This window comes from Sulfurovum lithotrophicum, assembly GCF_000987835.1.
In the GTDB taxonomy this organism is placed as follows: domain Bacteria; phylum Campylobacterota; class Campylobacteria; order Campylobacterales; family Sulfurovaceae; genus Sulfurovum; species Sulfurovum lithotrophicum.
In genome coordinates this window covers 1,470,227-1,483,091 of sequence record NZ_CP011308.1, presented here as the reverse complement: position 1 = coordinate 1,483,091, position 12,865 = coordinate 1,470,227, and the positions used below count along the sequence as shown (strand labels likewise).

Sequence of the window (12,865 nt, the reverse complement as noted above, 5' to 3'; positions counted from 1 at the left end):
TGGCCAGTGTGTGTCATGGTATATGTGACTTAGATGTTTCCTCTTACACCGATAAAGAAGGCTCGTGGGCTTGTTGCGTAACCATAGACCGTCTGGTAGTATTTATCACCGATATTCTCGATTTTACCATAAACCTGTAGTGCATCGGTGACCTGGTAGTCAGCTGTCATGTTAAACACGGTGTATTTTCCGGTTTGTTCGCCTTGTTCCCCGGCTCTATCGTAGCGTTCACCGATGTACTGTGCATCCGCACCGATATGCAGTTTGTCGATACCGTAGTAATCAACACCAAGATTGAAGGTATCCTTTGCGCGTCTTGCCAGTGTTTTGCCGTCATTGTTTTCGGCTTTGAAAAGATGGGTATAGTTGCTGTTCAGCAGAACCCCCTCATATACTTCTTTCTGGTAAGCTAACTCAAGCCCATCTATTTTTGAAGTGCCTGAAACATTGTCATAGCCACCGCCGATCCAGTTTCCGTTTGCATCATAATTACTGACATAATCAATCATGTCTTTGATTTTGTTGTTGAAGTAGGTGATCTTTAAATCTTTGTAGGCAAGAGTCACATCGTAACTGTCGGTTGTTTCGGGGTTGAGGTTGGTATTACCGCTGAATGGGTCGAAAAGCTGATACATGGTCGGTACGTTGTAGGCCGTTCCATAGTTAAAGGAAGTGACCAGCCCCTCGATGTGACTATGAACATGCTTGATACCGATTTTTCCTGTAGCTTTACTGTCAAAGTCACTGTAGTTATCGTAACGCAGTGATTCAGTCAAGATGGTTGTACCTCCGAGTATTCCTTCAAACGTATTGGCATTGGTAGCAAATATTCCTGTGGAATCATAATTTTTATCAATGTCGTTTTCATAACTGTAGTCTTTTTTATCTACACCGACAAGCAGGAAGTCTTTGCTTCGATAGTCGATCTTGGAATTGATACCAAACTCATCGACTGATCCGTCAAAATGCTTACCAAACAGTGCATCCGGATATGTCCGGCTGAAGTCAGAACGCTGTGCATAGAGATTCAGTGTCTCATAGCTGTCTTTATGGTTGAAATTCGCTTTGGTGAATTTATAGGTACTTTCAAACCTGTATTGTCCATTCGGATCAAAAGAATAGGTTGTACTGTCGTAAGGATCGGCATCACCGTCACCTTTGATCTGACTATAGGAAAGTGAAAGTCTGTTATTTTCGTTAAAATGATACCCTGCCTTCATATTGATGGTTTCATTTTTGTATTCATCGTCCTCATACTGGTCAATGTCGGTACCATAGGGCGCTACGGTAGTGAATCCGTCAGTATCAACCACATTGTAGCTGATGTTGGCATAGTAAATATCAGTTGCGGTAGAAACGCTTGCACCATACTTCCATGTTCCGAAACTTCCACCTTCGATATGGGCTGAAGCATGGGTACCTTTTTTTGCTTTTTTTGTGATAATATTGATAACACCGGCACTGGCATCTGCCCCCCAGATACCTGATTGTGCCCCTTTGACTATCTCGATCTGTGCAATATCATCGACCATCAGATCGGAAAACGGTGCACCGCTGAGAGAGGTGGGGTCGTTGTATCTTACACCATCGATCAGTACAAGAATGTGTTTACTGTCCATACCTCGGAGAAATACAGAAGTGCTGTGTCCGATTCCTCCATTGCTGACAAAGCTGATACCTGCTACCGAACTAAGTGCCTGGGCAACTGTTGTATAGCCTCTATCCTGAATTTCCTGAGCTGTTATCACATCAATATTGGAGGTGACATCATTAAGTGTTTGTGTTGTCTGTGTTGCGGTTGTAACAGTGATCTCTCCTAAACTCTCTTCGGCAAAAGCAGTGTTTGAAAGCAGCAGTGTCGCTGTAATGAGGCTGAGTTGTTTGAATTTCATAATAATGTTTCCTATGGTGTAATATAGTATTGCAGGGTACGCAGACACGTACCTTTTTGTTGGCCTTTTCGGCATATAATTATTGTATACAGATTGTATGATGTGGTGCGTGGTTACGCACCCTACGCGAAATTGTATTATTTACAGAGAAGGAGGAGAAGTTTTGTACTCTTCTATTTTAAAGGCATACCTATGGTACTGGAAATTACTGTCGACCCTGCAGAGTTTGTTTAGGGTCGAGTACATGGCGATGATCGCCAGTGAAAAGTAACGTCTGGTATAGCCCCGTAAGTGTTTCATGCGCGAATTTTACACTATTTTAAATAAAATAAAGTATAATCCAACTCAATTATTTTTATTATATTTTAGGAGATTTCATGGCAATTGAGACAGTAGCATCGACAGATGCATTTAAGGCATTGGTAGCGGAAGTAACTTCACAGGAAGGGTACAGAGAGTCTATGGCATTCGGTATCGCAAGAGTGGACAGAGGTCAGAAGAATGCGGAGAAAGTACTTCAGGCGAACTTCGGCCTGATCAACTGGAAAGAGAATTTCGGTTCTGCTGCCGTTTTTATCAAGGCGCTGCAGGAAGCGAAATGCGATGTTGATTTCAGCGGCAGTGAGTTTGTTGCGACCATCAATGACAATTTTGTCGCCAATGCTATGGCGGCATTTGCTCCGTACCTGGCAGAAGCAACAGGCGATTCACACAAAAATGTTCAAGTCATTAAAACATTGGCCAAAATGGAAGATATCGGTAAGAATTTCCGTATTGTATTTCTTTTTGAAGATGTCAATCCTGAGTCTGTCGAAGCAGTTTATCTGAAGCTCTATGCACTCTCTTTGAGAAAAGCGGAACTCAGAAAGATCAATCTGAACGGTGCCTTCGGTATCCTCTCAAACGTGGCATGGGTTGGTAATACACCGTACGAACTGGATTACCTCAGAGAGAATGAGATAGAGATGAAGCTCAATGGTACGTATCCGACAGTGGACTCTGTGGACAAATTCCCAAGATTCCTCCAGCATGTGATCCCTGATGACAACACACGTATCCTTGAAGCTTCCAAAGTCAGAATGGGTGCGCAATTAGCGGCAGGTACAACGGTCATGCCGGGCGCGTCCTATATCAATTTCAATGCAGGTACACTCGGGCCGGTTATGGTCGAAGGACGTATCTCTTCCTCAGCGATCGTGGGTGCCGGTTCGGATGTCGGCGGGGGTGCGAGTATCCTCGGTGTACTTTCCGGAACGGACGGCAACCCCATCAGCATTGGAGAAAACACACTGCTTGGTGCGAACTCTGTGACTGGCCTTCCTTTGGGAGACGGCTGTATCGTAGATGCGGGTATCACTATTCTGGCAGGTACGAAGATCAAGATCGCTCCCGAAGAGCTTGAGAAGATCAAAGCGGCCAACCCGGATGCAAAGCTTGAGAACAAGACGACCTTCAAAGGCGAAGAACTTCAGGGGCTCAACGGTATCCACTTCAGACAGAATTCCATGACAGGTGAGATCATCGCGAGAAGAAGTACGAGAGAAGTGAAGCTCAACGAAGACTTGCATTAAACAGTGCTGAGAATTACGTGCTACATGTTACGAAAAAGCGATAGGAAATAGAATGAATACTGATGACAAAGAACTGTTGAAGCAGGTAACACTGCTTGGTATTATGAAAAAGAAGCCTGATGAAACGCTTAATGATGTCATGGTGATGCTGGTTGATACAGGGATGTACAGTATGAAAGAGGCAAAACAAATATTTAAAGAGCTCAAAGCCGATAAATATCTGGTGGATGGCTGCTTGACGCTAAAAGGCATTACTGAGGCCAAAGCAGCTGAAGCAATGTTCAAACAGGGGTGACGAATGCGTGTAGATAAATGGCTCAGTGCCGTCAATGTGGTAAAACGCCGGACCATCGCGACCGATATGCTTAAAAGTGGCGTGGTATTCGTCAACGGTATGAAAGCCAAGGCATCCAAAGATCTCAAGGTGGGAGATAAAGTGACCATTGAGTATCTCAAAGGCCCAAAGTCCTATGAAGTGTTACAGATACCTGCGACGAAGACGATCCCCAAGTCCCAGAAAGAGGAATTTGTGAGAAGCGTTGAATAAAGGCAAACTGCTTTGCCTTTATAGCTTCGAAACCGGAATGGTCGTAGTTGTAGGGTGTGCAATTGCACACCAAATAATTGACGGTGTGCAATTGCACACCCTACGGAGATAATAGATGGATATTAAACAAGAATTTGAAAAACTGTTCAACAACGAGATGAATGAGACTGAAGCACGTCAATTTCTCATAGACCTCTATGAAAAAGGGGAGAGCGGTTCAGATATCGCTGCTGCCGCTTCTGTGATGCGTGAACACTCCATCAAAGTCCCTCTTTCCGAGGAACTTCGCCAAAAAGCCATCGATGTAGTTGGTACCGGGGGAGACCAGAGTGGTTCGTTCAACATTTCTACCACGGTTTCCCTGCTGCTTGCGTCCCTGGGATCTGTGGTCGCCAAGCACGGCAACAGGAGCATTACCTCCAATTCCGGTTCTGCCGATGTACTCGAAGCACTGGGGATCAACCTGAACCTCTCGGTGGAAGAACAGGTGAAGATGCTTGAAGAGACCGGTTTCTGTTTTATTTTTGCGATGAACCATCACCCTGCGATGAAACACATCATGCCCATACGAAAGTCCATACCCCACAGGACGATCTTCAATATTCTTGGCCCACTTACCAATCCTGCGGGAGCGAGAAAATATCTTTTGGGCGTGTTCGACCCTGCCTATATCAAACGTATGGCCGAGGCACTGCTTGCACTCGATACCCAAAGAGCCTATGTTGTGAGCAGCCATGATGGAATGGATGAACTCTCCTTGTCAGGGAACAGCTCTTTTGCCTACGTGGAGAGCGGACGTATCAGTGAAGGGGAGATCAGTCCTGAAGCTTTAGGGTTCAAACTGGCGCCCAAAGAAGCCATTTTGGGTGGAGATGCAGTACATAATGCCCAGATCACCAGAGACATTTTTTCCGGTACTGAACGAGGAGCCAAAAGGGATATTGTACTGCTCAATGCAGCCTTTGCCCTTTTTGTTGATGGAAATGTTAGAGATATTGAAGAAGCCATCGCTATGGCAGAAGAGGGTCTTGACAGCGGCAAAGCCGCAACACATTTGAATTTCATGGCAGAGGTGTCACGGAAATTAGCGTAGGGTGTGCAATTGCACACCATGTAATAAAATCGGAATAAAATAAAATTTACGCCGAAAGGCCGAACACAATCAACGGTGTGCAGTTGCACACCCTACGAGGTATTTATGGAAATCATCGCATCAGAGCAGGAATTAAATAAAGTTGTTGAATATCTCGATGAGGTCCTGCCCGAGAACGCTGTTGTTTTTCTCCGCGGTGACCTGGCCGCGGGAAAAACCACATTGACACAGGCCATCGCCAAGGCAAGAGGTGTGGAGGGCGAAGTGACTTCACCGACCTTTTCCCTGCAGCACTGTTACGGGGAAGGGCTGTGCCATTACGACCTCTACCGTCTGGACCATGAGGAGTTCATGCAGATGGGACTCTTTGAAGAGTTCGAGAAGCCGGGCTGGCATATGGTGGAGTGGGGCAGTGATGCGCTTAAAACCTTTTTAGAGGGTGTAGGGTATAATGTGGCCATGATCGGGATAGAACCTTATGAAGAGAAACGAAAATATACAATAGAGTACTGAATGCACACACTTGAAGCCAAACATCTTGCCAAAACCATTAGGAAGACCAGGATCGTTCACGATATCTCTCTGTCTGTCAAAAGTAAGGAGATCGTCGGGCTTCTGGGGCCCAACGGTGCAGGTAAGACCACTTCTTTCTATATGGTCTGCGGATTGACCGGTGCAACGGAGGGAGAGGTTTTTCTCGATGGCGAAGAGCTTACCCGGTTGCCTTTGAGCAAACGTGCACAGATGGGCATAGGCTATCTTCCGCAAGAGTCGAGCATCTTCAAGGACTTGACGGTCGAAGAGAATCTTCTGATTGCCGCAGAAGCACTTGAACTTCCCAAAGAGACGGTACAGCCGCGTATAGAGAAACTTTTGGAGATATTCAATATTGAACCCATCCGTTCACGTATCGGTATCCGTCTGAGCGGAGGGGAGAGAAGAAGGGTGGAGATCGCCAGGGCACTGGTGGGCGAGCCGAAATTCCTGCTCCTTGATGAACCTTTTGCAGGAGTCGACCCCATAGCGGTGCTTGACATACAGAACATCATCCGTCAGCTTGTTGAACTCGATATGGGCATACTTATTACCGACCACAATGTACGTGAAACCCTGGGGATATGTGACAGGGCCTATGTCATGCGAAACGGTGAAATGCTGGCTGCGGGAACAAGCGAAGAGATCACCAATGACGAAAATGTACGAAAGCATTACCTTGGTGAACATTTTACGTTTTGATGCCATGATGGGTACGTAATGAACCTTTCCGAAGTCAAAGTACTTCTCGACGCAGAAGCGGCAAAGCGAAATGATCTTTTCGAACTCTCCTATGACAAACCTGACCCCCTGCTTGTCGCTTCAAAATACAAAGAAGAATCCGTTGCGCTGATCTGTGCACTGTTCGGGTACGGCAATGCCGGGCAGATTGTGAAGTTTCTGGAAAGTCTTGATTTTTCTCTGCTGAAGGCTTCTGAAAAAGAGATACGCAGATCACTCTCCAAATACTACTACCGCTTTCAGAAACCCGAGGACGTGATCGCAATATTCATTGCGCTTAAGCGTTTAAAGGAGTATGACTCTATTGAAAACATCTTTTATCAGGGGTACCGTAAAGAGGAGAATATACTCGATGGACTGTGGCATTTCATAGCAGTACTGAAAAAGAGTTATCCTCACAGCTCATATGGGTATGGCTTCCTGACGGGAAATATGCCAAAGTGTGTGGATGGTGCAGGTACCTACAAACGCTATATGATGTATCTGCGCTGGATGGTCAGAAAAGACGATCTTGATATGGGCTTATGGAGTAAAATAGACAAGAAGGACCTTCTGATGCCTTTGGATACCCATACCTTCAAAATGTCAGGCAAACTGGGCTTGCTCAAGCGAAAAAGTTATGATATGAAAGCTGCCATAGAGCTGACAGAACGTTTCCGAAAATGGGACCCCGCAGATCCTGTCAAATATGATTTTGCGCTTTACCGGCTGGGTCAGGAAAAGTTGGTAGAACTATAAGTTAAAATTCTTACTTTTTTAACCGGCTGTTTAACTCCTTTTTTGTATAATACATGCAAATTATTACAAGAGGATGTTTTATGGAAGGTGTATTTACTTACCTTGGCGGTATTTTAGGCGAGGACAGCCACTCGGCAGTATTGATCGCACACTTGATTTTGGTAGCTGTGATCGTAATGATGGTTGCAAAAATGGCTACAAAGAGTTTCAGAGCGGTTCCAAACGGAGCGCAGAACGTTATGGAAGCTTACCTTGGCGGTGTGATTGCTATGGGTAAAGATGTGATCGGTGAAGAACTTGCAAGAAAGTATCTTCCGCTTGTCGCTGCTGTCGGACTGTTTATTTTTGTTTCGAACGTGATCGGTATCATTCCCGGTTTCGAGTCTCCGACCTCCAACATCAATGTAACGCTTCCGCTGGCACTTATGGTCTTCTTCTACTATAATTATGAAGGTATCAGAAAGCATGGTGTGGTACATTATTTCGCACACTTTGCCGGACCGGTAAAACTGCTTGCTCCATTGATGTTCCCAATTGAGATCGTATCCCACATTTCAAGGATCATTTCACTTTCATTCAGACTTTTCGGTAACATCAAAGGTGATGACCTTTTCCTATGGGTACTTTTGATGCTCGTTCCTTTCATTGCACCGCTGCCTGCCTATCTGCTGCTTACTTTCTCGGCACTCTTGCAGACATTCGTTTTCATGATCCTTATCTACGTATACCTTGCAGGTGCCGTGGCAATCGACGAAGAACATGAAAAAGCGCCTAATCCGGCCATAGATACCATGGGTGCAGTGTAAGCGATCTATATGAGACTGACTGACAAAACACTTGGTTTTGTAATCAATTTTCTCCTGGGTGTCGCATGGGCCTTTGTGCTCATCGGTGCCGTTTCCTCCTTTTATTCTTTTTATCAGACTAGCATCTTTTTTGCCATTGTCTCAGCATTGATCGGTGCCCTTCCCGGTCTGGCCGCCATCCTGGTACTGGAACATATTATCACCGGCAAAGAGAAGCTGGCAGAACTTAGGAAGCAGACCAAACTTCTTGAAGAGATATCAAAAAAAGAGGATGCAATTCACTACGTATCCTAAACTCTCTCAAATGACCAAAACGCTATAATCTGCCTTATTATTTCAGTAAGGAATACCGCTATGTTTGAAACCGTGATCGGTCTTGAAGTCCACGTTCAACTCAACACAAAAACGAAACTTTTCTGCGCCTGCCCTACCTCTTTTGCCGAGCATCAGAACAAAAATACCTGTCCTACCTGTCTGGCACTGCCCGGAGCACTTCCGGTTGTAAACAAGGAAGCTGCCATCAAAGCGATGCGTTTCGGCTATGCGGTCAATGCAGACGTGAACCATATTTCCATCTTTGACAGAAAATCCTATTTCTATCCGGACAGTCCGTCAGCATATCAGATCACGCAGCTGAGTAAAGCGATTGTACAGAACGGTGAACTCTATATCGATCTCAAGGATGGAACGCAGAAGCGTATCGGTATCACACAGGCACACCTTGAAGCGGATGCGGGAAAGAATATACATGAGGGTAACTATTCCAAAGTAGATCTGAATCGTGCGGGTACGCCATTGATGGAGATCGTCTCCGAACCCGATATGCGCTCTTCGGATGAAGCGGTGGACTATCTGAAAAAACTGCACTCTACCGTCCGTTATCTCGATATCAGTGATGCAAATATGCAGGAAGGCTCTTTCCGCTGTGACGTGAACGTCTCTATTCGTCCCAAAGGTCAGGAGGCGTTCGGTACGAGAGTGGAGATCAAGAATATCAACTCTTTCCGTTTCGTGGCACAGGCGATCGCCTATGAGGTGCAGAGACAGATAGAAGCGTATGAAGACGGTGTTTATGCAGAGGAGGTCGTACAGGAGACCAGACTGTTTGATGTGACCAAAGGTGAGACCCGTTCGATGCGCGGAAAAGAAGAGGCGGCGGACTACCGCTATTTTCCGGACCCTGACCTTCGGCCGCTGGTCGTAACGGAGGAGATGATCGAGGAGGCGAAAGTCATGCCGGAACTGCCTGATGCCAAAGTGAAACGCTATGTGGATGAACTTGGTATCAAACATGATGATGCGCTGGTCATTACCTCCAAAAAAGAGTTGGCGTACTACTTCGAAGAGATGATCGCGCAGGGTGCAGTGGCCAAAACAGCAGTGACATGGCTGACCTCCGAACTGTTGGGCCGACTGAACAAAGCAGGACTGGAGATAGAAAATTCCCCTGTAAGTGCTGCAACCCTGGGCGGGCTTGTGGCCAAGATTGCAGACGATACGGTATCAGGGAAAGGTGCCAAAGAGGTGCTTGACTATATGATGGAGAATGAAAGCCGTGACATCGATGCGATCATCGATGAGCTTGGGCTTGCACAGATCAGTGATGACGGTGCCATTCTGGCGATCATCGATGAGATCCTTGCCAATAACCAGGATAAGGTAGAGCAGTACAAAGGCGGCAAAGAGCAACTCCTGGGCTTCTTTGTCGGGCAGACAATGAAAGCAAGCAAAGGCTCCGCCAATCCGGGCAAAGTGAACGCGTTGCTGAAGCAGCGTCTGAGTTCTTAGTTAGTATAGAAAAAAGAGAGGGGAGCTTATGAAGCAGTTGATCTTGTCATGGGCGCTCTTCCTGAACCAATCAAAGCGGTACCGCGAAAGCAAAGAAAAGGTATGTGACGTTCTTACCAATTCCGAAAACCCCTATAAGAGGGTTTTCGATATTTTTATCATATTCCTGATCGTTACCTCTGTTTTTATCCTCATTTATGAAGTGAAGCATCCTGTGCCGGAATGGCTGGATAATTACGATATCTATTTTGTCTCTTTTGTCTTTCTGGTAGAGTATCTGCTTCGTCTGTGGATACACAATGATTTTTCAAAGCATATCGCTGAAGAGTACCACAATGCACAGTTCCTGCATGCAAAATTTGAACTTTGGCCGGTGGTGAAAGCAGGACTGAAAGAGAAGTTCCACTATATGGTCACTCCGGCGGCGATCATTGACCTTTTGGCGATCTTTCCTGCCTACAGACCACTGAGGGTACTGCGTATCTTCGTACTTTTCCGGGTCCTGAAGCTTCTGCGCTATACCAAAAGCATCCATCAGTTCGTCGATGTACTTGTCAACAAGCGCTTTGAACTTTTAACGCTGCTCTTTTTGCTTGTTTTTATTGTGATGACGGCCGGAATCGCCATTTATGTCCTTGAAGAACATATCAACCCAAATATCAACTCCCTTTTTGATTCACTCTATTGGGCGCTGATCACTATTTCGACTGTGGGATATGGCGATATTTCTCCTGTGACCGATCTTGGACGCAGCATCTCTATGCTGGTCATTGTCAGCGGTATTGCGATGATCTCTTTTGCTACCTCTGTCATTGTTTCAGCCTTTTCGGAAAGATTGAATGAACTCAAAGAGAACCGTATTGTCGAGCAGATCAATAAAAGCAGATCTTTTCTCATTATCTGTGGCTATGGGCAGATGACGAAAATGTTCTTCAGGCAGAAAAATGAGAAGATCGACAACTATATTATTCTCGACAATGATCCAAAACGGGTGGAGCAGGCGCACAAGGACGGTTACCGGGCGATCGTTGAAGATGCCAGCCGTTTCGAGACCCTGAAAAAATTCAATGTGGAGCACTCCAATATCACTATATTGTGTCTGACGGGAAGCGATGTGGAGAATATCTATATTACGCTCAATGCCAAGAGTATTTCCCGCAAGATCAGGGTGATCGCCAGAGTGAACGATATGAATATCGTCACCAAATTCAGATATGCCGGTGCTGACCATCTTCTCATGCCTAACCAGGTAGCCAATACGATGATCCGTACGGCAATTACCCAACCGACGATGTACAAGGCGATCCATGCTATTTTGACGGGAAAGAGTGTTGCGCGTATCGATGAAATCCATGTGCATGAGAATCACTCCATGGTAGGCCGTATTGTTGGTGAGCTTGACTTTAAAGCATACAAGCTCCTGCTGATCGGTATAGAACGCAACGGTGAATTCCTTTTCAATCCGTTGCCGGCAGAACGGATAGAGAGCTACGATATCCTTTTGCTGATGGGACAGCAGATCAGTATACGGTACTATAAAGAAATGCATGGGGGGATCCACTGATGGTATCACAGTCTATTCTGCTCTTTGGTTATGGGAGTCACGGCAGGTTCATTGCCAGCGGACTGCATGAAGACGGATTCAAGATCAAGATCGTGGAATCGAACCCGGACTATTATGAGCAGGCGAGGGAAGACGGCTATATCGATGTCGAGTATGCAGATGTGACCAGCGACAGTATACTTCAGGCACTTAATCCGCAACATTTTGATCAGCTGGTCTGCGTGATGGAAGATGAACATCTCAATGTCTTCCTCACTCTCTCTCTGCGTTCGCTTTTCAAGGAGTGTTATATCCTTTCGATTTCAGACTCCATGCATACGACCAAAAAACTGAAGATGGCAGGTGCCGATAAAGTGATCGATCTCTATGAAGTGAGTGCCAACAAGATATACAATATCCTCAGGCGTCCTGTAGCGACCAAGATCCTTGAAGGGATCGTTATGGAAAGAGACGGGGTGGTTTTCCGTGAAATTCCTGTCCCTGAAAGGTCATTTCTTGAAGATGTTATGACGGATGATCTCGATCTGGCCCCTTACGGGATTTTGCTGATCGGTATGATCGACGAAGAGCTGGGGCATACCTTCGTCTTTATCACGGCGGGGATCAATCACAGGGTTGATGCGGGAGATACCCTGGTCTGCATAGGCCCCAAAGATAAATTGGATGAATTTGAAGCGGTGCTGAAAAAGGAGAAAGAATTATGATGAAAATGGCGATAATCGGTGCGGGAAAATGGGGACAGGCACTGTACCATGCCTACAGTGAGAACAATGAGGTGGTGATCCATTCGCGTACCCCAAGGAATATCGAGCATTTTGTTTCTTTGGGTGAGGCGTTGGAGAGGGAGTATCTGGTCATGGCCATTCCTGCACAGTTCGTACGTCACTGGATGGAAGAGAATTTTGTGGACAAAGGCCAGAAAATACTGGTTGCAGCCAAAGGCATAGAGACATCCACCGGTGCATTTCTCAATGACATCTTTACACAGTTCTTACCGCCGGAGCGTCTGGCATACATTTCGGGTCCCTCTTTTGCCGCGGAAGTACAGAAGTCACTCCCCACGGCTCTGATGATCTCTTCGACCAACCTTTCACTGGCGCAGACTTTTGCGGATCATCTGCCTTCCTATATCAAAGGCTATGTGGATGACGATGTGGTGGGTGCGGAAGTCTCCGGAGCCTACAAGAATGTCATAGCCATTGCCAGTGGCGTCTGTGACGGATTGGGGTTGGGAAACAACGCCAGAGCGGCACTGATCTCCCGCGGTCTTGTGGAAATGGCGCGTTTTGGAAAGAGCTTTGGTGCCAGAACGGAGACTTTTCTTTCTCTGGGAGGTGCCGGTGACCTTTTCCTGACTGCTAGTTCCAGACTTTCTCGAAATTACAGGGTCGGACTGGGTCTGGCAGAGGGGAAAGATATGGATACCATTCTGAAAGAACTCGGCGAAGTGGCAGAGGGGGTTCCTACGGCCAAAGCGCTTCACCGTATCGCGCAGGAGAAAGGCATTTATCTTCCCATTGCAGAGGAGGTCTACGCTATGATCGAAGAGGGTAAAGATCCGCATGAAAGCGTACATGACCTTTTGGGATAG

At 46.2% G+C, this 12,865-nt stretch carries 15 protein-coding genes; 13 read left to right on the top strand and 2 right to left on the bottom strand.

Annotated elements, in window-relative coordinates; all coding sequences use genetic code 11:
* Positions 1 to 29 precede the first annotated feature (29 nt).
* Complete coding sequence (locus tag YH65_RS07295) at positions 30 to 1,892, bottom strand: TonB-dependent receptor plug domain-containing protein (protein ID WP_046551300.1); 1,863 nt, start codon at positions 1,890 to 1,892, stop codon at positions 30 to 32.
* Between the two features lie 141 nt (positions 1,893 to 2,033).
* Positions 2,034 to 2,192, bottom strand: coding sequence for a hypothetical protein (locus tag YH65_RS11485; RefSeq protein ID WP_154806483.1), 159 nt, complete (start codon positions 2,190 to 2,192; stop codon positions 2,034 to 2,036).
* Between the two features lie 77 nt (positions 2,193 to 2,269).
* Here YH65_RS11485 and YH65_RS07290 point away from each other — a divergent pair, with 77 nt between their 5' ends.
* From YH65_RS07290 to YH65_RS07230, 13 genes are all read left to right on the top strand, one after another.
* Positions 2,270 to 3,463: a tetrahydrodipicolinate N-succinyltransferase N-terminal domain-containing protein gene (locus YH65_RS07290; protein WP_046551299.1), complete on the top strand. Its 1,194-nt coding sequence runs from the start codon at positions 2,270 to 2,272 to the stop codon at positions 3,461 to 3,463.
* A 52-nt stretch (positions 3,464 to 3,515) separates the two neighbouring features.
* Positions 3,516 to 3,758: a hypothetical protein gene (locus YH65_RS07285; protein ID WP_046551298.1), complete on the top strand. Its 243-nt coding sequence runs from the start codon at positions 3,516 to 3,518 to the stop codon at positions 3,756 to 3,758.
* 3 nt (positions 3,759 to 3,761) lie between these two features.
* Complete coding sequence (locus YH65_RS07280; protein ID WP_046551297.1) at positions 3,762 to 4,010, top strand: RNA-binding S4 domain-containing protein; 249 nt, start codon at positions 3,762 to 3,764, stop codon at positions 4,008 to 4,010.
* Between the two features lie 115 nt (positions 4,011 to 4,125).
* Complete coding sequence (trpD, locus tag YH65_RS07275) at positions 4,126 to 5,103, top strand: anthranilate phosphoribosyltransferase (RefSeq protein ID WP_046551296.1); 978 nt, start codon at positions 4,126 to 4,128, stop codon at positions 5,101 to 5,103.
* A 105-nt stretch (positions 5,104 to 5,208) separates the two neighbouring features.
* Positions 5,209 to 5,616, top strand: a complete 408-nt coding sequence (gene tsaE, locus YH65_RS07270) for a tRNA (adenosine(37)-N6)-threonylcarbamoyltransferase complex ATPase subunit type 1 TsaE (RefSeq protein ID WP_046551295.1) — start codon at positions 5,209 to 5,211, stop codon at positions 5,614 to 5,616.
* Positions 5,617 to 6,339, top strand: a complete 723-nt coding sequence (lptB, locus tag YH65_RS07265; RefSeq protein WP_046551294.1) for an LPS export ABC transporter ATP-binding protein — start codon at positions 5,617 to 5,619, stop codon at positions 6,337 to 6,339.
* Between the two features lie 18 nt (positions 6,340 to 6,357).
* A complete protein-coding gene (locus tag YH65_RS07260; protein WP_046551293.1) occupies positions 6,358 to 7,116 on the top strand; it encodes a TIGR02757 family protein in 759 nt (252 codons plus the stop codon).
* A gap of 80 nt (positions 7,117 to 7,196) precedes the next feature.
* On the top strand, positions 7,197 to 7,922 hold the full coding sequence (locus YH65_RS07255; protein WP_046551292.1) for a F0F1 ATP synthase subunit A: 726 nt from the start codon (positions 7,197 to 7,199) through the stop codon (positions 7,920 to 7,922).
* 9 nt (positions 7,923 to 7,931) lie between these two features.
* A complete protein-coding gene (locus YH65_RS07250; RefSeq protein WP_046551291.1) occupies positions 7,932 to 8,216 on the top strand; it encodes a hypothetical protein in 285 nt (94 codons plus the stop codon).
* A gap of 60 nt (positions 8,217 to 8,276) precedes the next feature.
* On the top strand, positions 8,277 to 9,710 hold the full coding sequence (gatB, locus tag YH65_RS07245; protein ID WP_046551290.1) for an Asp-tRNA(Asn)/Glu-tRNA(Gln) amidotransferase subunit GatB: 1,434 nt from the start codon (positions 8,277 to 8,279) through the stop codon (positions 9,708 to 9,710).
* A gap of 28 nt (positions 9,711 to 9,738) precedes the next feature.
* Positions 9,739 to 11,274, top strand: coding sequence for an NAD-binding protein (locus YH65_RS07240; protein WP_046551289.1), 1,536 nt, complete (start codon positions 9,739 to 9,741; stop codon positions 11,272 to 11,274).
* Positions 11,274 to 11,978: a potassium channel family protein gene (locus YH65_RS07235; protein WP_046551288.1), complete on the top strand. Its 705-nt coding sequence runs from the start codon at positions 11,274 to 11,276 to the stop codon at positions 11,976 to 11,978. The genes YH65_RS07240 and YH65_RS07235 overlap by 1 nt, the downstream gene beginning before the upstream one ends.
* Positions 11,978 to 12,865, top strand: a complete 888-nt coding sequence (locus tag YH65_RS07230) for an NAD(P)H-dependent glycerol-3-phosphate dehydrogenase (RefSeq protein WP_046552086.1) — start codon at positions 11,978 to 11,980, stop codon at positions 12,863 to 12,865. The genes YH65_RS07235 and YH65_RS07230 overlap by 1 nt, the downstream gene beginning before the upstream one ends.